General features: G+C 33.8%; 25 protein-coding genes and 1 pseudogene. 15 read left to right on the top strand and 11 right to left on the bottom strand.

What is annotated here, in order from left to right; all coding sequences use genetic code 11:
- Nucleotides 1-2: 2 nt before the first annotated feature.
- The 5 genes from E0F91_RS18095 to E0F91_RS09350 are packed head-to-tail and all read right to left on the bottom strand — an operon-like array spanning nt 3 to nt 2,150.
- Nucleotides 3-131, bottom strand: coding sequence for a hypothetical protein (locus tag E0F91_RS18095; RefSeq protein WP_255409050.1), 129 nt, complete (start codon nt 129-131; stop codon nt 3-5).
- A gap of 54 nt (nt 132-185) precedes the next feature.
- Nucleotides 186-464 (bottom strand): helix-turn-helix domain-containing protein, encoded by a 279-nt coding sequence (locus E0F91_RS09365; RefSeq protein WP_394335943.1) that lies wholly within the window; start codon nt 462-464, stop codon nt 186-188.
- Nucleotides 465-493: 29 nt separating this feature from the next.
- Nucleotides 494-1,057: a TonB-dependent receptor domain-containing protein gene (locus E0F91_RS09360; protein ID WP_099715203.1), complete on the bottom strand. Its 564-nt coding sequence runs from the start codon at nt 1,055-1,057 to the stop codon at nt 494-496.
- Nucleotides 1,058-1,070: 13 nt separating this feature from the next.
- A complete protein-coding gene (locus tag E0F91_RS09355; protein WP_099715204.1) occupies nt 1,071-1,466 on the bottom strand; it encodes a hypothetical protein in 396 nt (131 codons plus the stop codon).
- 6 nt (nt 1,467-1,472) lie between these two features.
- Nucleotides 1,473-2,150 (bottom strand): TetR/AcrR family transcriptional regulator, encoded by a 678-nt coding sequence (locus E0F91_RS09350; RefSeq protein WP_099715205.1) that lies wholly within the window; start codon nt 2,148-2,150, stop codon nt 1,473-1,475.
- A gap of 310 nt (nt 2,151-2,460) precedes the next feature.
- Between E0F91_RS09350 and E0F91_RS09345 the strand changes: the two genes are divergently transcribed.
- The 15 genes from E0F91_RS09345 (at nt 2,461) to E0F91_RS09285 (ending at nt 16,668) form a co-directional block, all read left to right on the top strand.
- Nucleotides 2,461-2,739, top strand: coding sequence for a hypothetical protein (locus E0F91_RS09345; protein WP_099715206.1), 279 nt, complete (start codon nt 2,461-2,463; stop codon nt 2,737-2,739).
- 5 nt (nt 2,740-2,744) lie between these two features.
- Nucleotides 2,745-2,870, top strand: a complete 126-nt coding sequence (locus tag E0F91_RS18090; RefSeq protein WP_262510255.1) for a hypothetical protein — start codon at nt 2,745-2,747, stop codon at nt 2,868-2,870.
- 202 nt (nt 2,871-3,072) lie between these two features.
- Entirely contained in the window at nt 3,073-3,249 is a 177-nt protein-coding gene (locus E0F91_RS17730; RefSeq protein WP_158234597.1) for a hypothetical protein, read from the top strand.
- A complete protein-coding gene (locus E0F91_RS09340) occupies nt 3,242-3,523 on the top strand; it encodes a hypothetical protein (RefSeq protein WP_099715207.1) in 282 nt (93 codons plus the stop codon). Before E0F91_RS17730 ends, E0F91_RS09340 begins: the two co-directional genes overlap by 8 nt.
- Before the next feature lie 6 nt (nt 3,524-3,529).
- Nucleotides 3,530-4,366 (top strand): DUF6671 family protein, encoded by an 837-nt coding sequence (locus E0F91_RS09335; RefSeq protein ID WP_099715208.1) that lies wholly within the window; start codon nt 3,530-3,532, stop codon nt 4,364-4,366.
- Nucleotides 4,367-4,374: 8 nt separating this feature from the next.
- The gene (locus E0F91_RS09330; protein ID WP_099715209.1) at nt 4,375-5,334 is read left to right on the top strand and encodes an L-threonylcarbamoyladenylate synthase; all 960 of its coding nucleotides are present in this window, start codon (nt 4,375-4,377) and stop codon (nt 5,332-5,334) included.
- Nucleotides 5,335-5,343: 9 nt separating this feature from the next.
- On the top strand, nt 5,344-6,306 hold the full coding sequence (locus E0F91_RS09325) for a sodium-dependent bicarbonate transport family permease (protein WP_099715210.1): 963 nt from the start codon (nt 5,344-5,346) through the stop codon (nt 6,304-6,306).
- Between the two features lie 195 nt (nt 6,307-6,501).
- Nucleotides 6,502-7,281, top strand: coding sequence for a carbonic anhydrase (locus E0F91_RS09320; protein WP_199074795.1), 780 nt, complete (start codon nt 6,502-6,504; stop codon nt 7,279-7,281).
- A gap of 116 nt (nt 7,282-7,397) precedes the next feature.
- Complete coding sequence (locus E0F91_RS09315; protein ID WP_158234598.1) at nt 7,398-8,087, top strand: DUF2490 domain-containing protein; 690 nt, start codon at nt 7,398-7,400, stop codon at nt 8,085-8,087.
- Nucleotides 8,088-8,185: 98 nt separating this feature from the next.
- Nucleotides 8,186-9,532 (top strand): dihydroorotase, encoded by a 1,347-nt coding sequence (locus E0F91_RS09310; RefSeq protein ID WP_099715212.1) that lies wholly within the window; start codon nt 8,186-8,188, stop codon nt 9,530-9,532.
- Between the two features lie 224 nt (nt 9,533-9,756).
- On the top strand, nt 9,757-10,380 hold the full coding sequence (gene bioD, locus E0F91_RS09305) for a dethiobiotin synthase (protein ID WP_199074831.1): 624 nt from the start codon (nt 9,757-9,759) through the stop codon (nt 10,378-10,380).
- Between the two features lie 575 nt (nt 10,381-10,955).
- Nucleotides 10,956-11,390 (top strand): phosphate-starvation-inducible PsiE family protein, encoded by a 435-nt coding sequence (locus tag E0F91_RS09300; protein WP_099715214.1) that lies wholly within the window; start codon nt 10,956-10,958, stop codon nt 11,388-11,390.
- Nucleotides 11,391-11,467: 77 nt separating this feature from the next.
- Nucleotides 11,468-14,200 (top strand): cation-translocating P-type ATPase, encoded by a 2,733-nt coding sequence (locus tag E0F91_RS09295; protein WP_099715215.1) that lies wholly within the window; start codon nt 11,468-11,470, stop codon nt 14,198-14,200.
- Nucleotides 14,201-14,860: 660 nt separating this feature from the next.
- Entirely contained in the window at nt 14,861-15,772 is a 912-nt protein-coding gene (locus tag E0F91_RS09290; protein WP_099715217.1) for a TerC family protein, read from the top strand.
- Between the two features lie 62 nt (nt 15,773-15,834).
- Nucleotides 15,835-16,668, top strand: a complete 834-nt coding sequence (locus tag E0F91_RS09285; RefSeq protein WP_099715218.1) for a universal stress protein — start codon at nt 15,835-15,837, stop codon at nt 16,666-16,668.
- A gap of 119 nt (nt 16,669-16,787) precedes the next feature.
- Here E0F91_RS09285 and E0F91_RS09280 read toward each other — a convergent pair whose 3' ends face one another.
- The 6 genes and pseudogenes from E0F91_RS09280 to E0F91_RS09255 all read right to left on the bottom strand — a co-directional run bounded on the left by E0F91_RS09280 (nt 16,788) and on the right by E0F91_RS09255 (nt 23,409).
- A complete protein-coding gene (locus E0F91_RS09280) occupies nt 16,788-18,812 on the bottom strand; it encodes a TonB-dependent receptor family protein (RefSeq protein WP_315167353.1) in 2,025 nt (674 codons plus the stop codon).
- Nucleotides 18,813-19,197: 385 nt separating this feature from the next.
- Nucleotides 19,198-20,484: pseudogene (locus E0F91_RS09275) on the bottom strand (HTTM domain-containing protein).
- 178 nt (nt 20,485-20,662) lie between these two features.
- Nucleotides 20,663-21,400 carry a DUF2490 domain-containing protein gene (locus E0F91_RS09270; RefSeq protein WP_099715219.1) on the bottom strand — a complete coding sequence of 246 codons (738 nt, stop codon included), beginning with the start codon at nt 21,398-21,400 and terminating at the stop codon, nt 20,663-20,665.
- The gene (locus tag E0F91_RS09265; RefSeq protein WP_099715220.1) at nt 21,384-21,902 is read right to left on the bottom strand and encodes a mechanosensitive ion channel domain-containing protein; all 519 of its coding nucleotides are present in this window, start codon (nt 21,900-21,902) and stop codon (nt 21,384-21,386) included. Before E0F91_RS09265 ends, E0F91_RS09270 begins: the two co-directional genes overlap by 17 nt.
- A 2-nt stretch (nt 21,903-21,904) precedes the next feature.
- Nucleotides 21,905-22,702 carry a Fic family protein gene (locus tag E0F91_RS09260; protein ID WP_099715221.1) on the bottom strand — a complete coding sequence of 266 codons (798 nt, stop codon included), beginning with the start codon at nt 22,700-22,702 and terminating at the stop codon, nt 21,905-21,907.
- Nucleotides 22,699-23,409, bottom strand: a complete 711-nt coding sequence (locus tag E0F91_RS09255; protein ID WP_099715222.1) for a TerC family protein — start codon at nt 23,407-23,409, stop codon at nt 22,699-22,701. Before E0F91_RS09255 ends, E0F91_RS09260 begins: the two co-directional genes overlap by 4 nt.
- Between the last annotated feature and the right edge of the window lie 6 nt (nt 23,410-23,415).

Here is a 23,415-nt window from a genome sequence, read left to right as displayed (position 1 = left end):
TTTCAGCGAAAGTTACTACTAGGATGAACTACACCAAAATAGCCCGTAATTTTTGGATAGGTTGTTTGTCCAATAGCAGCTATAGAAAATACTAATAAAGCAGGAAGCAGAAAATGTTTAAAGGGAATCATATAGTTTGTGTTTTATTACAAAACTATAAAGGTTAAATAGGTATAAATAGTATGTTACTTACTTTTTGTATCTGGATTACTTTTTTGTGTATTTTTTCGATAGGAAGAAGGATTTTTTCCTCTACTCTGCTTGAATATTCTCGTAAAATGACTTTGATCTGAAAACCCAGTCATGTAGGCTATTTTAGTAAGCGTATAGCTTGAATTTTGAATAAGAGTAATTGCTTTTTCAGTTCGTAATTTCCTAACATAATCCCCAAAATTAAGATTTTCAAAATACTTTGAAAACTCTCTTGATAAATAGGAAGGATTCAGCTCTAAATCATTAGAGATTTTTTTTAGGTCAAAAGTAAATTGGGTGTCTATTTGATCTGATATACTACCACAAATGAAATTGATCCATTTCTTCCATCAGATGCCCATATCCCTGGACTCGGATAAAATAAAGGTCGTTTAGTGAAATATTGCTTATTAAAAACATTATTCAAACTTGCTTTAATTTCAAATTTGGAATTTATTCTTATCGTTGAATTGAGATCAAATATTCCATATGAAGGAACTAAACCAATTGCTCCGGTTGCTGTTGGCGTAAGTGTATTTAATGCATCGGCAAAACTTGTGGCTGTATAACTATAGAGTCCCGACAAACTTAATTTCCAATAATGAACTGAAATTCCATTTCTGGAAATTATATTTGGTACACTTTCAATTTTGTTGTCTTCAATATTTACATTTGAATTTCCTGTTTTAAGATTTCCTGTTGTGTAGCGACCATCCATAAAGGAGGTTGAACTAAATAATGACATTTCTATTTTTTTATTTAAAACCCAGTTAATCTCAATAAATATTTCAATTCCTTTGGTTAGAGAATTTCCAATATTTGTTCTGTATGTATAAAAATTTCCTTCATTATCAGTTAAAGCCAAAGTTCCAAAACGGTTATTGTATTGAAGTAAAAAACCTGTAACGTCCCACTTTTAAAGATTTCCAATTTCCTCTAAACCTTAATTCTGCATTATATCCTTTTGCATCTTTAATGTTCTCATCTACTTTTTCGTATATAGAATTTGGAACAATGTCTTTGAAAAGCATGGGCCTATATACTTGTGAGAACCCTCCATAAACCTGTGAGAAATTTGTGGGCTTACAGCTAAAACTTGCTGCAAATAACGGAAATTTATGTTGTATACTTGCTGGTATTTCATTTTGAGGGTAATAGTTTATTGTTCCTGACATTTTACTTTCACCAATTTCATGCATTATTAATTCTATATGCGGGCACAGTTTAGCATGTCTAGTCTTGGATGGAGCTCCTGAAAATGACAGAGATCTCATCAACAACTAAATTTTATTTATGCTGGAAAACACCAAATTATCAAGAAAAGAAATGATTTTTGTCTCGTCTTTATTTACCCCAAAATCGGTAAGTGAAGGCAGGTTGTTCATGAAAAAATTCTGAAAATGCGCCATTTCAATGATAGTGGAAGCTAATGATTTAGGGTATTTGTATTTCGGATTGCATTCTGAAATTAAATCTCCAATAACGGCACAAAGATCTTTGTATGGTTTAAAAAAATGGTGTCTATTGTCTTCGCTTACATGCTTTGTTAAGTATGCTTTTGAACCTTCTGAAATAACAATTTGATGCAATAGGCTCTCGTTGACATAACTTGTTTTTTCATCATGTTTTACTGTTGTGGCTAACAATTTAATTACCATTTTTAATCTAATTATGGGGTCACTAATGTTATTGGTATTAAAGCCTATCTGGTATTCAAGCCAACTCCAATACCAAGCTACAATATATAACAGCAAGCGATGTTTGTTTTCAAAGTATCGGTAAATACCCGCTTCGGTTGTACCAATGTCTTTTGCTAATTTTTTAAAGGTGAACGCTTCAAATCCATTTTTATAGATTAATTCAATGCTGTGTCTAATGATTTTTTTGCCTAACTCCGACTGTTCAGGGTTGCGCAGAAATAATGCTTCATTCATTTTTATTTGTAACTGTAACTCCATTTTAATCCTTGTATTGATTGGTCTTCGTATAATAAATTGCTAAAAAGAAGATGTCTCATCTTTCTTTGGCAAATATAGCTAAAAATTATTTTACAATTATTAATGATAGTATTGCTATCATTAATAATATTATATCTATCTTTGTCGCGTTAATCTAAAAGATATAATCATGTTGCTAATTCGTAAATTACAGGAATTGCCAGACCCAATTAATAGTTTTGAATTAATATATTAATATATAAAGGAAATCCAAAAAATTTATCGAATAATTAGAAAAGTAAAAAACTAAAACCTAATAATTAAGTATAAAATGAAAAATCAACAAGTCTTTAAATTAATAGATGGGGTTTTTACTCCGGTAGAAGCAGGGAAAGTATTAACTGCATTAATAAACAGTAAGATTAACCACCATAATCTAGAGGATTTTAGCAATCATATTCGTTTCAATAATGACATCACTCACTCCAAAAAAAGAGTAGTGGAACTTAACGAAGCTAAAGAAAAAATTAAAAATTTAGTGGAAGTTGCAGAAGCAAATGGATTAAATTTGGTTGTAAATAGTACGATTGAAATAAGTTTTAAAGAATAACTAATATGTTTCAAGGTAGAAAACCTCTTATAGCAACCAAGCATAAAAAAGAAAATGTGATTGCACCGATTTTTGAAAAAGAATTAGGCATTATTTGCTTTGTCTCTGATAAATTTGACACTGACATATAGGGAACTTTTTCGGGAGAAATTGTGAGAAAAGATAGTGCATTAACGACTCTTTGCAGTAAATGTCTCCTTGCGATGAAAGAAAATGATTGTGATTTAGGGAGTCCTAAATAAAACTACTACAAAAAGAACTGTTTTATTTAAGAAATAACATAGATGAAAAAAAATGGAATTTAAAATTGGAAGCAGTAATTAAAATAGAAAAATGAATCAATTAGTAATAAAAATAGCTATTTCACTAGTCGCAATGATTGTTTTACTTGTTATGGCTTTAACAACACATGACGTAATTAACAGTGAACTATTTGCGTCTTTTGCCATAATACTTGGAGCATATTCTTCTAATCAGTTATCAAATAAAAACAACCAAAATTATGAATAGAATCGAAAATTTAACACTTATTGACGGTAACTTCTCGGAAGTTGAGGCGAAGGAAATTTTAATTAGTATTTTTTCTTCCAAAATAAATTTCCATAAGATAAAAAATTGGAGTTCACAGGAACGATATGGAGAAGACGATGAAATTGCTCAAAAAAGAATTCCTGAGCTAAAAAATGAGATTGAAAAATTGCAGAAGATACTATCGGAGGCGAAAGCCAAAAACAAGAGATTGTTAGTTAGTTCACAAATAAACATTTCACTTATTGACAATTAGTAATTTATGTTCAAAGGTAGAAAACTTCTTATAGCAACTAAGCATAAAAAAGAAAACGTGATTGCCCCGATTTTTGAAAAAGAATTAGGCGTAAGTTGCTTTGTCTCAGATAAATTTGATACTGACACATTGGGAACTTTTTCGGGAGAAATTGAGAGAAAAGATGGCGCGGTAACGACTCTTCGCAATAAATGTCTCCTTGCTATGAAAGAGAATGATTGCGATTTAGGTATCGCCAGCGAAGGGTCTTTTGGGATGCACCCCACAATTTTTTTTGCCCATGCCGATGATGAATTTTTAATTTTTATTGATAAAAAAAATGAGTTAGAAATTATAGTAAGAGAACTCAGTATGGATACCAATTTCAATGGCAGCGAAATTAAAACTGAAGTCGAGCTACTGGAATTTGCTGCTAAAGTAAAATTTCCATCGCACGGACTTATTTTAAAACCATCGGAAAAGGATATTTCGAAAATAGCTAAAGGAATCACTGATGAAAAGATTTTAAAGGAAAGCTTTAATGAAATGATGAAAGAATTTGGGAAAGTATATGTCGAAACCGATATGCGCGCACTGTACAATCCAACACGAATGAAAGTGATTGAAACAGCGGTATTAAAATTAGTAAAGGCAATTCAGTCGTTATGTCCTATGTGTGAAACACCTGGATTTGTGGTTTCTGATGCCAAAATGGGATTACCGTGTGAATGCTGTAATTCGTCTACGCGTTCTACTTTGAGTTTTATTTATACTTGTAAAAAGTGTAACCATACTTCTGAGGAATTGTATCCACATAAAAAAATGACCGAAGATCCTATGTATTGTGATTTTTGTAACCCTTAAAACGAATTATGACAATGGTTTCAAAAGACATATCAAAAGCTGCCAAGATTTTAGTCCAAGAAGATTTGGTTGCCATTCCTACAGAAACGGTTTATGGGTTGGCTGGAAATATTTACAGCGAAAAAGCCATAAAAGCGATTTTTGAAATGAAACAAAGACCTTTTTTTAATCCTTTAATTGTTCATATTAAATCAATCGAACAATTAGACGAATTAGCAAAAGATATACCGAAAAAAGCTAGATTGTTAGCTGATAAATTTTGGCCGGGACCTTTGACTATGGTGTTGAAAAAACAAGAAGCGGTTCCCGATTTAGTTACTGCAGGAAAAGATTCTGTGGCTATTAGAATTCCAAATCATGCTACAGCTTTGGCATTGTTGGAAGCATTAGATTTTCCATTAGCTGCTCCAAGTGCCAATCCTTTTGGGGCAATAAGTCCAACAAATGCTTTGCATGTTGCGGAATATTTTAGTGAAAAATTACAGATGGTTTTAGATGGAGGCGATTGCCAAAACGGAATAGAATCTACGATAATTGGTTTTGAAAATGAAGAACCGATATTATATCGATTGGGTTCTATTTCTGTGGAAGATATTGAAGAAGTTATCGGGAAAATCCAAATTAAAAACAAAAAAGAAAACGCACCAGATGCGCCTGGAATGTTATCACGACATTACGCACCAGCAACCACCACTTTTTTAGAAAGTGATGTAGCGCAATTCATCAGGGGATTTCCAGATGAAAAAATCGGATTGTTACTTTTTAAGGAAAGGATCGAAAATGCTACTGTTTTTCATCAAGAAATTTTATCCAAAAAAGGAGATTTAAAAGAAGCTACCTCACATTTGTATGCTGCAATGCATCGATTGGATAAAATGGACTTAGATATGATTGTTGCGGAACGATTTCCGGATTTTGAATTAGGAAAATCCATTAACGACAGATTAGAACGTGCAACAAAAAAATAAAAATAAAAGATGAATTTAGATTTACTACTAGATAATTTAACAAATCCGGCTTTATTGTTTTTCCTTCTTGGTATAATTGCCACAAGATTGAAAAGCGATTTAGCAATTCCAGACAATACATCCAAGTTTATTTCTTTGTATTTATTGTTTTCTATTGGATTTAAAGGCGGACAAGAATTGGCGCACAGTGATTTTCATATGGAAATCATTTGGGCAGTCTTATTTGGGATATTAATTGCGGTTGTCATTCCTATTTATTGTTTCTTTATCTTAAAGCAAAAGTTTAGTGTTGAAAATTCGGGTGCAATTGCGGCAGCATATGGTTCGGTTAGTGCGGTAACTTTTGTAACAGCAGTAACTTTTTTGGAAATTCAAAAATATACTTTCAGCGGACATATGGTAGCCGTAATGGCATTGATGGAAGCACCAGCAATAATCATCGGAGTAATTTTAATTAGATTATACAACAAGAAAGAAGTTAGTTCCAGTAAAATGAGTTCTGTCATAAGACATTCTTTAACCAATGGAAGTGTTTTATTAATTCTTGGAAGTTTGGTGATTGGTTTTTTAGCTAGCGAAGAACAAGCTATGGGAATTAAACCCTTTACCACTGATATTTTCAAAGGGTTTTTAGCAATTTTTTTATTAGACATGGGTATTGTAAGTGGAAGAAAATTAGACGATTTCATTAAAAGTGGATGGTCTACCTTGGTATTTGCCATTGTAATACCGCTGATTAATGGGGTAGTAGTAGCTTTTTTAAGTCAACTAGTGACTGATGAGGTTGGCAACCGATTTATTTTTGCCATTCTAGCAGCAAGTGCTTCCTATATTGCGGTTCCTGCTGCCATGAAAATTGCAGCACCAAAAGCCAATCCAGGTTTATTTTTGCCTATGGCATTAGCCGTTACCTTTCCGTTTAATATTACTTTTGGAATGCCTATCTATTTGTCTATTATTCTTCGTTGTTAAAAAATAATAATTGTAATCACTAATAGAATAAAAAAACTATCAACCAAATCAATCAGTTCATTTGTTGTAAATTAGCAATAATAAATTAAACCTTATATAACCATTGAAATTCAAATCATAATTTTACTTTCATCATTAAATAGATTTAGAAGTTATTTTAAAAATTGATATAGTCTAAACATTAAATATATTATTATGAAAAAACACTTTTTGATCGCTATTGCATTGTTATTAATTCAAAATATCACACATGCACAAACAGAAAAAGCTAACAAAAAAAAGGCTAGAACTCTAATGGCAATTGATTCTGTTAAATGGAGGGTTGACCATTATATTGTAAATAGGGATTCTGCTTATGCAAATCCTCGTTACGCACTTAAAAAACTCCAAGGGGGTAACAGACGATTTATTGAGAGCAAAAGTATACGCCCAAGACAAGACATTAGCTTTATCAAAAAATTAGAAAAAGGACAAGAACCATTTGCTACAATTGTAGGATGTTCAGATTCACGTGTTCCAAATGAATTAATTTTTGACCAAGGTTTGGGAGATTTATTTATTATTCGTACAGCAGGTCAAGTTTCTGCGGCTGCTTCTTATGGTAGTATGGAGTTTGCTGTTTTAAAATTAAATACAAAATTAATAGTTGTACTTGGTCATACAGAATGTGGCGCGGTTGATGCAGCAGTTAAACGTCCTGAAAACGTACCTGGTCATATTGTTACGCTTATCAACGAAATAAAAGGAGCAGTTGCAAAATCCTCTCATATTGCTGGTAATGCTACTAATAATGCTGTGAGACAAAACGTAATTGACCAAGTAGCGGATCTGAGAGACTTGGACCCAATATTACACAAAAAATATATTGATGGCGAAATTTTAATAGTGGGTGCCGTATACGATATTCATACAGGGAAAGTAGAATTTCTGGAAGAAACTCTATTAAATCTGCCACAAAATAAGTCTAAACAATAATATTGAACTATATGATTGCCGCTTTAGAAACAACTTGGTATTAGTTACGGACAGTCATATTTATTTTTATTCTAACACTATTTCTACACAATTATACTTATTCGCAAGAACAGAGATTGTCTGACCATAATAGTATTGGCTGGCTTGCCTATACCGGCACCTTAAAAATACATCCAAAAATTGCTTTGCATACCGAATACCAATGGCGCAGAGTAGATGGGCTAAAAAATCCGCAACAAAGTTTGCTGCCAACAGGGGTGAATTATGCCCTGAGAAAGGATGTAAGTTTAAATGCAGGTTATGCTTTTGCCGAAACGGATCCTTATGGCGATTATCCAAATGCAAATGCTTTCTCTGAACATCGCATGTATGAGCAAATAGTTTTGAAAAATCCAATAGGAAAAGTGGAGGTGTCCCATCGGTTTACCTTGGAACAACGGTTTCTTGAAAAATTCATTACTCAAAATGGAGTAACTAACACAGACTGGGTTTTCCTGAACAGGATGCGATACAGGTTAAGAACGGAGATTTCTATATATAAAAATAGTACCGACAATAACAGCGTGAGCATTATTTTATTGGATGAGGTGTTTGTCGGTTTTGGTAAAAATGTCGGAGCGAATGTTTTTGATCAAAATAGATTGGCTGCTTTAGTCGGTTATAAAGTAAATAAAAATGTAAAAATTGAAGCAGGTTATTTGAGTCAGATTTTGCAACAAGGAAAAAGGGTAAATGACAAATCGGTATTTCAATATAACAATGGATTTATGCTTACCACGCATTTGTCTTTTGATGCCGTGAAATAGTCGTGTAGCTTATCTAAAATTAGAAACTTTCAGTAAAATCAAATGTCATTTCTTTGAATATTAGGGATGAATTCAAATAACAACCAAAAGTACCACCTATGCATCAATCTATAGTAATAAAAAATGTTAACATCGTCAACGAAGGTCAGATAAAAAGTACTGACGTTTTTATCCAAAACGGCTTTATCCAAAAAATCGGCAATCTGTCCGGAGAAATCACAAAGGATGCTAAAACCATTGATGGAACCGGCAAGTACCTGTTTCCGGGTATTATAGATGGGCAAGTGCATTTTAGGGAACCCGGACTAACCCATAAAGGAGATCTCTATACAGAAAGTAGAGCAGCTGTTGCGGGCGGCACAACTTCTTTTATCGATATGCCAAATACAGTTCCCAATGTATTGACCACTGAAATTCTAGATGAGAAATTTCGTATTGCCTCAAAAAAATCTTGGGCTAATTATTCTTTCTTTTTAGGGGTTAATAACGACAATTTAGACAGTGTACTTCAAATGGATACGTCTCAATTCATAGGGGTTTCTGATGATGGACTTTATTTTACCAAGAAGGGAAATTTGCTTGCCGATAGTCCAGACACTATGGAAAAACTTTTTTCGAATTGTAAATCCATTATTGCCATTCATTCAGAAATGGAAAAAATCATAGAAGAGAATGAGGAAATTTACAGAGCAGAATATGGTGAAGATGTGCCAATTGCATGTCATCCATTAATTCGCAGTGAAGAAGGATGTTATCAATCTACCAAAAGAGCTATTGCCATTGCCGAAAAACACAAGGCAAGGTTGCATATTCTGCATTTGACCACAGAGGCCGAAACCCATTTGTTCCGAAACGACATACCGCTAAGAGAAAAGAACATTACCACCGAAGTATCGGTTCAAAATCTTTGGTTTTCAGACAAAGACTATCAGCGATTGGGAACCTTGATAAAATGGAACCCTGCCATAAAGACGGAGCAAGACAGAGTAGGTCTTTTGAAGGCTTTGCTGGATGACCGAATTGATATTATCACTACGGACCATGCACCGCACAGCTTGGAAGAAAAGGAAAAGCCATACTTCCAATCCATGTCGGGTGCGCCAATGGTGCAGCATTCCCTGTATATTATGCTTGAATTATACAAGCAAGGGCTTATCTCTTTAGAGAAAATCGCCGAAAAAATGTGTCATAATGTAGCGATACTTTATGGTATCGAAAAAAGAGGCTTTATCCGTGAGGGTTATTTTGCCGATTTGACATTGGTTGACTTGAATTCACCTTGGACAGTTGGTAAAGAAAATATTTTGTACAAGTGCGGTTGGTCGCCATTAGAAGGCGAAACATTTCAGTCAAAAGTGACCCATACGTTTGTTAACGGAAATCTAGTCTATGAGAATGGTAATTTTTCCGAATTCATTCCGGGGCAAAGATTAGAATTCAAGTAACTATTCAGGTCTCAATTATAACTGCTAAGTCGAATAATAAAAAATTGCCGCAAAGACACAAAGGCTCAAAGGAAATAGTTGGAAAAGAATAAGAGATTAAGTTGATTACTTAAATTATCAAATTAAATGACTTGAAAACTTAGCGCCTTTGTGTCTTAGCGGCAAAAAAATGTCTATTATTTGTGGTTACTGAGTAGTCACGAATTCAATTAAAAAAACACAACATAATGAAAACATATTTTATAACAGGAATTGGTACGGATATAGGAAAAACAATCGTGTCAGCCATTCTCGTCGAAGCGCTAAAAGCCGATTATTGGAAGCCTATTCAATCCGGAGATCTGCACCAAACAGATACAATGAAAGTGCAGGGACTTATCAGTAATTCCACTTCTGATTTTTTCCCTGAAGCGTACCGCCTTACAGAACCAATGTCTCCACATGCCGCTGCCGCTATTGATGGCGTTACAATTAATTTAGATTCCATTAAAGTTCCACCAACCAACAATAATCTCATTATAGAAGGAGCAGGCGGTTTGATGGTTCCGCTCAATAATGATTCTTTGGTAATTGACCTTATAGAAAAATTAAAAGTGGAAGTTATTCTGGTCTCCAGAAATTATCTCGGAAGCATAAACCATACACTGCTTTCCGTCGAAGCTCTTCAACGCAGAAACATTCCCATTAAAGGAATAATATTTAACGGGAATCCTGTAAATACCAGTGAGAAATTCATTTGTGAATACACGGGGCTGAAATCTTTATTTCGCATTGATAATGAAGAAACAATTGACAAGCAAACCATTTTAAAATACGCCTCTGAACCAAATATAAAATCACTACTTTAAAATTTAAGTGGGTTTTTATTTCAAACCTTAGTCTAGAGTAAGTTAACCCGTTTGAACGATGGTTGGGTATTTTACCTTTTGGTAAATCAGGTTCGTCAGCAAGCAATGGCGCAAAAAAACGAAATTTGGAAAGTGGGAAATAGAAGCATGAAAAAACTAAATCGCCGAACTTAAGCTGACAATTAAAATGTGGAAAGTGGAAAAATAAAACTTACGCAAAAAAAACAAAGATCCTACAAAATTGTCATAGTTGTTAAACATAAAACATCGACAACATAGGATTAACGTTTTGCTAACCAACAAGCTAATGTTTCTGTATTTTGCTAACAACCAATTAAAAAAAAACAAAAAAACAATTATATTGCTAAAAGGACACATTTTTATAACTAAATTTACTTGTAATAGCAGGACTTTAATAGCGTAAAAGACAACCCTGATAAAATTGACACGGAGGACAAACATAAAATATCGAAAACTTAAGATCAATTTTCGGAGGGCTTTTTGCCGATTTGACAAGCCAACGCTTAAAAATTGAAATAATTAATCTCCAACTTTAATCTGTTAAAAAAAATACTATGAAGAGCGATGATAAATTTTTAAGAATAATTATAGCCATTAATAAAAATATAATTCGTGTTTTAATTGGAATTATGACTTTAATTTTAATATTGGGCACATTACATCTTTACTATTTAGAATTTAAAAAAATTACCGCTCCACCTTATTTATTGATTGATGTTTCCACTTTATTCGAAGTGTTTAATTTGATATTGATTATTGCGGTTGGATATGAGCTTATAAAAGCATTGCTATTAATTATTTCATCCGATACAATTCCTACTATTCCAATTATAGAAATCTCAATTATTGCTATTTCAACTAAAATAATCACACTAGATATACAGCAAACAAATAGTAATACTATTGTAAGTTTAGCTTTGTTAATTGCTGCGCTCGGTCTTGCTTATTTTTTGTTGAAATATTGTAAGACACCACAAAACAAACCCTGAACAAATTTAAGTAGCACCTATTTCTGAATGATTTTAATTGTTTTTTAGATAATTAAGTAACGATAAATGAAGATTTTATGAGTAGCATAGTCCAAAATAAAGAATGGCATTCAGTTTCATACAGTAATGTATTAGAGAGTCTCGATACTTCCTCTGAAGGTCTTAGTACAACAGAAGCTGGGAAGCGCTTGAAAAAGGAAGGACCTAATATCATTTACAGGCAAAGTAGAGAAAGTGCCTTTAAAATTTTGCTGAGGCAATTTCTTAACCCGCTTATATATGTTCTACTTACTGCTACCATCCTTGCTATAACTATGGGCAAAATCACAGATGGTATAGTGGTGTTTTGTGTAATAATTATTAATGCCATTATCGGGTTTGTTCAGGAGTACCAGGCTGGAAAAACCATTCAGGGGCTTCTCCAATTAATTCCGGAAAATGCTACAGTGATTAGAGATGGAAAGCAAAAGAATATTCAGGCTGCTGAACTAGTTCCCGGTGATTATGTATTGCTTCAGGCTGGCGATAAGGTATCGGCAGATATGCGGCTCACATTCGTAAAAAATATGCAGTGTAATGAATCTATCCTTACAGGAGAATCCTTGCCGGTGGAAAAAAACACGGATATTATTGACGCAGATGCAGGAGTTGCTGATCGTAAAAATATGGTTTTTAGCGGCACATTGATTACTTCCGGCACAGCAGAAGGCGTAGTTGTTTTGACAGGCATTAAAACCGAGATTGGTAAAATTTCCGCACTTCTTCAAATTACCACATCAGTCAAATCTCCACTGACAAAATCTCTTGAAAAAATTGCACGGGGAATTACCTATGCCATCATCCTTGTTGGTATTTTAGTTTTTCTAATAGGAATATTTCGTAATTATACATTCATAGATGCAATATTTTTTGCCATTACTCTTGCGGTAGCAGCTATCCCAGAAGGACTGCCTGCCGTAATTACTATTGCATCAGCTATCGGTATTATGCGAATGGCAAAGAGACAAGCTATTATCAAGCATTTATCTGCTGTAGAAACCTTGGGTAGCACCACTGTAATCTGCTCAGACAAAACGGGAACGCTTACCCTTAACGAAATGACCGTTCAGGTACTTTGGAATGGAAAGCAAAAATTCAATGTTACAGGAGTAGGCATTAATACTGATGGTAAAATTTTAAAAAATGATTCCGATGAAGAAGGAACAGATGATGAAATTGGTGAACTTATTAAGGCTGCAGCACTGTGCAATGACGCAACACTTCATAAAAAAGAGGGTCATTGGAAATCAGTAGGAGACCCTACAGAGGTTGCCCTGATAGCAGTAGCTGGAAAGTTTGGAATAAACGAGGACGAACTAAGAAGCAAATGGCGGAGGTTGGATGAATTACCCTTTGATTCCGAAAAAAAAATAATGGCTACGCTCCATCTATCCCCTTCCGGAGAAAAAATGATTTACCTTAAAGGCGCACCTGAATCAGTTATTCCACTTTTATTAAATAGTGAAAATTCATCCATTGTCTTTGACACAGAACAGGTACGAACGGAGGCTTTACAATTAGCAGGAACAGGAATGAGAGTATTGGCTTTCGCTTCCAGAAAGTTGGATAGCGAACATTCATCACTCATTACGGAAGAGGATCTTTGCGATTTTACTTTTTTAGGGATACAGGCCATAAGTGACCCTCCAAGGATGGAAGTAAAAGAAGCGATCGATTCGTGTCATAATGCAGGTATTACGGTGAAAATGATTACCGGAGACCATCCTGCAACAGCCGCAGCAATAGGCAGGGAACTTGGATTTATAAATGCAGACAGGGTTATCACCGGAAAGGAACTTCAGAATTTGAATGCCCAGGAGATTCAAGAGGTAGTAAAAAACACCAATATTTTCGCACGGGTATCCCCCGAAGATAAATTAAATCTAGTAAAAGCCCTTCAGGCCAACGGGGAAGTGGTAGCCATGACAGGAGATGGTGTAAATGACGCCCCAGCACTTAAACGTGCAGATATTGGCGTAGCTATGGGTATCAGTGGTACGGCTGTTGCCAAAGAGGCGGCAGACATTATCCTGGCCGATGATAATTTTGAAAGTATAAAGGCTGCTGTTGAAGAAGGACGCAGAGTATTTGATAACCTTTTGAAATCGATTGTATTTCTTCTGCCTACAAGTATAGGATTGGGATTGGTTATTTTTATTGCCGTGTTATTTTTTCCCTCTGAAGGGGGAATTCTACTCATCCCAATACAGCCTGTTCAGGTATTATGGATCAATCTTATAACTGCCGTTGCCTTGTCATTGCCGCTTGCACTTGAAGCAATGGAACCCAATGTAATGAATCGTCCTCCACGTAAGCCCAATAAACCTTTATTAAGTTCTTTGATAATTTTCAGGATGACACTGGTTTCTCTGGTAATGGCAGGTGGAACAATTGGATTATTTCTTTGGGAATATAATATTGAACTGTCCAGAGGCATGGAACACTCACTGGCCATTTCGGAAGCTCAAACAATGGCTGTAACAGCAATGGTTTTATTTCAGGTGTTTTACCTTATTGATTGCCGATCTCTTAATTTTTCAGTCAATCAAATCGGGCTTTTCTCCAATCCATTTATTTATATCGGAATTGCAACAGTACTGTTTGTTCAAGCCGCTTTTGTTTATTTTCCATTTATGAATCGTTGGTTTCATTCATCTCCATTAAAAGCTGAGGCATGGGGGATGTCAGCCATGGTAGCTTTTTCAATTCTAATAATTATCAGTGTTGAAAAATGGATTCAAAGAAAATATTTTAAAAATGTTAAGATGTAATACTTGTTGTGAAGTACATGTTTTATATGCGAGGAAAAACTTGTTGTCAAGAAGTGTTTTACAAGGAGGAAGAATGGATTGTAGCATAGTAAATGAAATGTTTTGTGAACCAATCAACAAAAACCTAAAACAAGATGGATATGATCCTTATGCCGATGAAATAAAAAAACATAAACACTGAACTCATGAAACTACTTTGGCAATTACTGTGAAACAACACAGCAACAATTTGAACAATTTAGAGGTCATACAGTTTGGAGTATTGAACAAGGTTTTTATGCCGCAACATTTGTGTCAAACTTACAGAGTATTATAGAAAAAAAAATCGAACCGAATATAAACAATAGAATATGAAATATGACTATAATCAATAGTATAGGTATTACAAACTATAAAGGATTCATACAAGCATCAAGTTTTTTCATGCTATAAAATTTTGTTAGGCATTTGCCAAAAAGTTCATTACCTTTAAGAAGCGTTTTCGTTCAATACAGTTTGTACAAGTAAATCCCGAACAGCTTGTAGACGCAGACTGTCAGACCATCGTTATAGAAAAGTATTTTAGTAAGATTCAATAGACAAACATTTTGGTAAACCGTAAAAATCGACCAAATGAATTTGGTAAAACAAGAGGAGTCGAAAAATTAAACAAGTACAAGTATGCAAACGGATTTGAGTTTTTGGATTGGTTTTAACGTATTTGTACTGCTGATGCTGGCATTGGATTTAGGGGTGTTTAACCGCAAAGCGCATGAAGTAAGCATTAAAGAAGCCATGATTTGGACGGGGGTTTGGATAACACTTGCCATGTGTTTCAATGGGCTTATTTATTACTGGCAAGGCGAGGTAAAAGCATTGGAGTTTTTTACGGGTTATGTGATTGAAAAAGCATTGAGCGTAGATAATATTTTTGTATTCGTTTTAATTTTTTCTTATTTCAAAATTCCGGCTATCCATCAGCATAGAATTTTGTTTTGGGGAATTATCGGAGCTTTAATAATGCGGGCTGCATTTATTTTTGCGGGAGTCGCGTTACTCGAAAAATTCCATTGGACGATTTATGTTTTCGGGGCGATACTGATTTATACGGGATATAAGATGCTTAAGCAAAAGGAGATAATAATTGAGCCAGAAAAAAATCCCCTTATAAAATTATTCAGAAGAGTAATGCCTGTTACTAATGAACTGCATGGTGGTAAATTTTTTGTAAAACAAGATGGGAAACGGTTTGCAACGCCTTTATTTTTAGTATTGGTGTTGATTGAAACCACCGATTTGATTTTTGCGGCGGATAGCATTCCTGCAATACTGGCAATCACACAAGACCATTTTATTGTTTATACTTCAAATGTGTTTGCAATACTTGGCTTGCGCTCTTTGTATTTTGCACTGGCGGGAATGATGGATAAATTTCGGTATTTGTCGAAGGGACTTGCTTTGATATTAATATTTGTTGGACTGAAGATGTTGCTGGCTGATTTCTACAAATTGCCAATACAAATTGCTTTGTTGGTAATTCTCGTTATTTTAATCTTGAGCATTGCAGCATCATTGATGTCTCGCAAGAGATGATAATAGATTTAATCGGTCAATTGAATAGTGTTTTGCCATAATAACAATTAACATAAAAGATAATGGATAAAATTCTTGTTACCACCGATTTTTCTTCAAATTCAAAAGCAGGTTTGCGTTTTGCCATTCAATTGGCATCCCAACATAAATTTGAGTTGACTTTTTTTCATTCCTACTACATGGCAAATCTCACGTCGTTAAGCAATCTTGCCTTTGCTGATTATGAAAGGAAAGAAGCGGATAAAATTCAAAAAAAACTAAACCAATTTGTAGCATCGGTTTATAGGGACATGGATGTTGTTTCTATAAATAAGAAGTGTATAATAAATAGTGCTGTTCTTGCGGACAGCAATATCCGGGAATATGCCCAGGAAAATAAATTCAGTTTTATCTGCATCAGCACCAGAGGCTCAGGAAAACTGAAAAAAATATTCGGCACAAACACTTCCAGTCTAATCTCCCATTCAACAGTTCCTGTTATAGCCGTACCCCAGAATTATCGTCGAAGTGAGATAAAGAGCGTTATTTACGCCTCCGATCTTGTAAATCTTGAAAATGAACTGAAAAAAGTAATTGAATTCACGAAGCCATTAAAGGCAAAAGTTGAAATACTCCATTTCAATTTCCCCGCCGAAATAACAACCAACAAAAACACCATAGATGAATTGGTAAAAAAAAATTCAAAGCATAATATTAAACTGCATATCGAAAATATCAATCTGGCCAAGAGTTTAATTTCAAACATAGAGGCGGTAATTAAGCAGTCAAAACCTTCCATGATGATTATGTTCACGCAACAAAACAGAAGTTTTTTCGACAAAATATTTTTCTCCAGTAACTCAGCCAATTATTCCTTTAAAGCCAAAGTACCGTTACTCGTTTTTAATAAAATATAAGTCCAAGAAATGGAGAGATGAAAAGAACGGTAAAATACTCATAGGCAACTTCCCGTAATTTACTGATTTTAATACTTACCAACAACTTTAGGAGAAGATCAGGGTAAGCTTTTATTACTCTAAAACACAAATTCTAAAGTTGTGTAAAAAGTTCTAGTATCAGAAGGTATTATTCCTGGTCCTGGGTAGCCAGTTGCTCTTCTTGTAAAATAACTATTGTTTGTAAAGTTGGTGATTCCAGCTTCCAATTTACAGTTTTTCCATTTGTAGGAGGTGGAGAAATCAGCTACATAATAGGCTGGAATTTGACCAAAAATGCCATACGTATTGTCATTTACATCTGTTTTACTGTTATTAGCTTCCGTAAATTGAGAAGAAACATAGGTAAATTGTACACTCGAAATAAAGTTTTTATACCCAATTCCTGTCTTAATGTTATAAAGCGGAACAAACTCTACCTTATTTCCTTCAATATTTGGTGCGTCTGATTTTAAATATTCCGAATCGGTGATAGCGATATTGGAGAATACATTCCAAGAAAAGTTGTCGTTTTGTTTGAAAAATGTTTTATTTAAACTCCAATCGAACATCGTTTCAAAACCATACGTGACTGCTGTTCCAATATTATCTCGGAATCGTACTATTGCTGCTGAACCATTGGGATTTCTAGTTTCATATTCACCAATTTTATCATCATAATACAATCCGTAAACACTTGCGTCAAAAGTTACTTTGTCGCCTATTTGCCCGCGAATTCCAATATCCGAAGTATAGCCTTTTTCATCTGTAATATTTTCATCAATCACCTGACTTGGACTTACGGTTCGAATATCATTAAAAGTTACAGAGCGATAGTTCTGTGAAACATTTCCATAAAATTCAATTCTGTTTCGTGGTTTATAACTTAATCCAACTCCTACTAAAACAAAGTTTCGGTCTTTTATATTATTCTCAAACTTAGTTTCGTCTAAAATCACATTTCCTGCTAAATCCAGATTTATTTTCCGATAAGAACCTTCTGCTTGTGTTTTTATTTTTTCAAATCTAAAACCTGGAGTAATAGAGAACTTAGGTGTTATTTTAAAGATATTCTCCCCAAAAACAGATACATTCAAGTTCGGATATGTATAATTGGATTGATTTTGATAAAAAGGGAATTCTGCATCGGCAACATTAAAATTGGCATCACTACCGGAGCTTCCCGGACCTTGAATTCCGGAATTTTCAGATTGGTAATATTTGGCTCCAATTAAAAAAGCACTGGTGTTGTTTTTTATTCTGTACCGTTTTAAAAATCGTGCTTCAGCACCCCAATTGACAAATTCCCCTACTATTAAATCTCTTTCCGTTCCTAATACATCAGGATTAGATACTCTATTGGAACGATATCCAACAGCTTTGCGGCTAGCATCTAGCCCAAATAATTGCAGTGAAAAATCGGCATTAGCATTAAATTTATGTTTCAAGCGCAATGCAAATAAGTTCCAGTTTACTGCAAACCAATTCATGGTTCTGTTGCTTTGTGTAGGGTTATCGTTAAACATCACATCGGTCAATCCGCCGGCTTGTTGGGCTAGATAATTAAAATAAGTGTAGTCCAAATGCAAGGAAGTTTTATCGTTTAATTGATAATTTAAATTTCCAAAATAATTTTTACTCTCGAATTCAGAATTGGATCTAAAACCATTTCCTTGCTTGTAATTATAAAAGGTATAGTAACTGAATTTATCTTTTGTACCGCTTAATGAAGTGAAATTGGTAAACAAACCATAAGATCCAATGCTATTTCTTGTTGTAAATTCGAATGGTTTTTTGCTTGGCGTTTTTAATTTAAAATTGACTAATCCGCCAAATTGGGTTCCATATTGCAATGATGCTGCACCGCGAATTACTTGAATTTTTTCGAGAGCCTCGGTAGGTGTTGCATAATAACTTTCGGGATAACCCAAAACATCGGCACTGATATCATAACCGTTTTGTCGGGTATTAAAATTGGATGTTCGGTTTGGATCCAATCCACGTCCACCAATACTTAATTGTAAACCTCCATCTGAACTTTCGTTGATTGTTAATCCTACAACTTGAGCAAATATTTGACGTGCATTGTTGGTTGCCTTGTTTGCCGTAAGTTTGTTTAACGAGATTACTTCGGTTTTCTTTCCGGCATAAATGGCCGTTTCATCAATATCTTTTAATTTATTAAGTGCAAATATTTTTTCTTTTTGTTTATTGATAACTACTTCCGAAAGGTTGGTGATTTTATCTAAAATAATAACAATACTTTCTTCGGATGTTGAAACTGTTTTTTCTAAAAAGGCATAGTTTTCTTTGTAAAAAACGAGTTCATAATTGCCTGGTTTGTCAAACTCTATTGAAAACTCTCCTTTAGCGTTAGATAGGTATTTAGTCCCGGAAGATCTATTATATACTTCAACGGAAGCCAGTATTCTACCATCGTCAGCTGTAGTTATTCCTGAAATTTTATATTAGGAAAAACTATCTATTGTAAACAATAAAAACAGGATGTAACTAAAATCCTTTAATTTCATCGTTAAAAGGTAATATCCAAGTTTTGTGATGGAATGTTTCATTTTCGTTGGTTAAATTTATTGTTGGATTGATATATTTTTGACTTAATCTTCCATTGAGAGCGACGTAGCTTTCTACTCTAACTTCCGGGTTATAAATACCTTGTTTTTGGTAATAATCGTGTAAAAAATGTGCGTATTCCAAAATAAAATCCGGTTGAAAAGACATTTGTTTTTCCTGAAAAGTGGTTAAGAAATGACTGTTATCTACCATTATATTTTCTTTTGTTTTCGCATCGGTAACACTAAATTGTGTATAACCGGCTTTTTCCATAAGCATCACGCGCCACGAAAACCGAAATCCTTCCTCTGTCCAAAATAATTCGTCTGGATACAATACATATCGAAAAGGAAACAGTAGTTGGAAAGTTATAAAAGAGGTTAAAAAGGCGATTTTAATTTTATAAATCCCATTGAAATTCTGAATTTTTTCTTTTCCGTTCTCAAAGAAAGTTATACTGAAATTGAATAATTTTGAAACAGTTAGGAAACACTTTTTATGAAAATCCGCATCAAAAAAGAGCAATGAACTTACAATCATTATAAATGGAAAAACACCAATTGGGAAAAGAATTCTAGTCAAAATATGAAATACTACCACTAAAACAAAAGCGAATAATCGGGCTCTTTTATAAAGTAATAAAAAAGGAATACTTAAATCGTACATCATTCCTGTCCAACTGAAAGCATAATGCACCCAATTCTCGTTTAATAAAGAACCAATTATTGGTAAATTTGAATTATTTGGCAACCATATTTTGAGTGGCATGGCTTTAAAAAGCCAGTCGGAATTGAGTTTTGCTATACCTGCATAAAAATAGACAATTCCTAACAGCAATTTTAAAATATCAATAGTCCAACTCGGGATTTTCTAAAAGGCACTTTTTGGATTTCTATAGGCATCAACAGAAAAATAGGCGTTTGCCGGCAGAAAAATCATTATAAAACTCACAACCGTAATAAAATAATAATGGTTTAGGTAAGTGGTTTTATCCATAAATTCTATTTAGGTAAAGCTCAGGAAAAAGGTAATGATCGATAATTTATATTTGTATCCAATGGCGACAAATAAGGCAGCTAATCCTGAAATAAAAAACAATAAATAAGTATAAATTCCTAAAGGCTTTACCCACTCAAAACCATAATACGTAAAGTGAAATTGGGGTTGGATATAAAATTTATCAATCCAACCGTAACTCACAAATCGTATTAGACTTAAAACCATCATAACGCCAAACGCTAGCCTAAAAAAAGCTAGCGTTGATGCCTCTTGAAATTCTTCTTACACATTTATCGAAAAACCCATAAGGTATGGATGTAGAGTGGTTCCGTTCAACACAGCTTTCATTGTTCGTGCTACGCACGCAACGAAAGCTTAGCTGTTAGGTACTGGCGTTCTCATATTGTCAATTGTCTTTAAGCTCATTTTCTGTTTCTATTTTTGTTGCCAATTTTCGGAACAGTTCAAAATAAAAACCTACTACAAGAAAGTCCCGACCTGTTTCATCATTTATTTTATAGTCGAACTGATGTAAGTACCCCAATTGGATTGTTGAGCCTTTTGAAGGTTTATAGTTCAGTGTCATTTGTATTCTGTTCCGTTCAAAGTAAGGCTCGTTGTCGGTAAAAAACAATTCGTTACTAATGCTTGTCTGAAAAGGTTTGTACCCATTTCGTTCTTTCCCAAATGGATAAGATGCACCTAATCTATAACGAAAACGGTTACGGTAGCCATTGCTCGTCCATCGCAATTCTGCTCTGTATCGTTGTTCTATTTTAAATTTACCGACTGATTGAAAAAGTATTACCTGTGGCCAAAGTCTAAATTCGTCATTATTTTTTGGTAGAACAAAATTGCCTCCTTCTTTATATGTTTGGTAGCTACCTGCTCCTAATGTCAAATTTACATTTTTATGAACTTTGTAGTTTATACCGCCTTTATATTCGTAATAGTGAAAGTCGTTGTAAAATTTTAATGAACGCAATTGTGCTTCGCCAAATAAGCTTAGTTTGTCATTGTGATTGTATTTGATATTTAATATATTCCAAGAGCCTAAATCGAATTGCTGTGCATAAGTTATCGTAGGATAAATCATAAAACTCAATAGAAATAGTATCGTTCGTTTGTTATTTATTAACTTCATTTTTGATAGATTTTTCTACTACCAAAAATGAACTTTTTAATAGTAAGGCATTTGGGATTGTTAATACTCCTCTGTTTGGCGTTTTTATGAAGATAAAAAAGTAAGTAATATCTATTAGCTCACCTTCAGTTTCTTTCCCTTCAAAAGTTATTGCTATGGTATCACCAACTTTTATTGGGTGTTGGAAAAAAAGAATTAGGCAAGCTGTAATATTCGTAAGAATGGACATTTCAGCAAAAAGTGCTACACCAAAAACAGTAAGTAACGAACTTGCAAATATTAAAATGTTTTCTTGCTTAACACTCCATATAGCCACTATGATAATACAAAGTACGACCATTAATATTAGTCTGATTACTTTTAAAACATCATTTTGTTCAGCATTTTTGAAGTATGAGTTTTTAATTGTTAGTTTAACGAAATACATTAAAATTATTTTTACAGCAAAAAAGCTAATTACAGCTATGATTGTTTCAATTATTTGAATTTTATACGTTTCCATTCTTATTGTTTTGTTATTTGTTTTTCTCTATTTTGCCCAGTTAGGTTAATGCTCTCATAAAGCATTTTGGCATTATATAATAAGCGGTCAAGTTCTTGTTCAAAAAACTGTGAAGTGTAGTTGTTCCATTTGTCGGGTTGTTTCATAAGTTCTTTGAAACTATTACTCAATGTGTTTATGTATTCCTTTTTTTGTGAAGCATCATTAATAAATATAGGAGGGTATAAGTCATACATCAACATCCAGTTTTTGGCAATTCTTGTTACACGTCCATTACCATCTACAAAAGGGTGTATTCTTATTAACTCGTGATGAAAGTAAATAGCCCTTATTATAGGGTTTTGAATTGATTGAATTTTATAAAATAGCTCGGAAACCAAATGAGCAACTATTGTTGGCTCGGGACAAATATGTCCGCCTACTTGAACAAGAGTTTGCCTGTATCGGTTGGGGTGAATGGCATTTGTTTCAGGGGAAACTAAACGCAACAGCTGAAATAACTGAACTTCCTTTTCAAAATTGTTTTGTAAAATTATTTCTTCAACAACAAAATCCAGCGATACTTTTAAATTTAATAAATACTCTTTGGCTTCTTCTTCGTTTTGAGCTTCCATTTGGGCATTTTTGATGCCAACGAGTTCTTTAAGATTATGATAGCCTGCTAAATAAATGTCTAAAAGGTCATCGTCAAGGTGGTGCCTACTATAAATAATAAGACGGTAAATTGACTTTATGATTTTGTCAATTTCATCTATTTTATTTTGATTTATTTGAATAATTTCTACTGGTAGTAATTTCATTTTGCAAGCTCGTTATTAGGCATTGTATGGGTTTTTACTTGTATAAAATTTACAATAAAGGAAAATGCCATTGAAAAATAGATATATCCTTTGGGAATTTCAAAATGCAATCCTTCGCCTAACAAAGCGATACCTATCATAATTAAAAAAGATAGTGCCAAAATCTTGAATGAAGGATGCTTTTGTATAAACTCACTTATTGGTTTTGATGCAATAAGCATTATAACGACACTAACAATAACTGCCACATACATTATCCAAAGTTCTTTTACCATACCTACTGCTGTAATAATACTATCAATAGAAAAAACTAAATCCAATATAATGATTTCTAAAAGTAGCTTTCTAAAATTACCGTTTAATGTTTTTGCCTTTTCAGGATTGTTAGCTAATTCTGTTTTGTGGTATATTTCTTTTGTGCTTTTCCATATTAAAAACAAACCTCCTAATATTAATATTATTCCTTTTCCAGAGATGTCTATATTAATTATCGTAAAAAGTGTTTGGTCTAACTTTAATATCCAAGCTATACCAGCTAATAATATAAGCCTAAAAACCACAGCCAAGCCAAGCCCCATATATCGAAGTTTGTTTCTTTGTTCGGGTGGTAGTTTGTCTGTAAGGATGGAGATGAAGATGATATTGTCAATCCCCAAAATTAATTCTAAAGATATAAGGGTAATAAGTGGTATTATGAATTCGCTCATTGGATA

Source organism: Flavobacterium sandaracinum (assembly GCF_004349135.1).
Taxonomy (GTDB): Bacteria; Bacteroidota; Bacteroidia; order Flavobacteriales; family Flavobacteriaceae; genus Flavobacterium; species Flavobacterium sandaracinum.
This window is presented reverse-complemented; position numbering and strand designations above follow the sequence as displayed.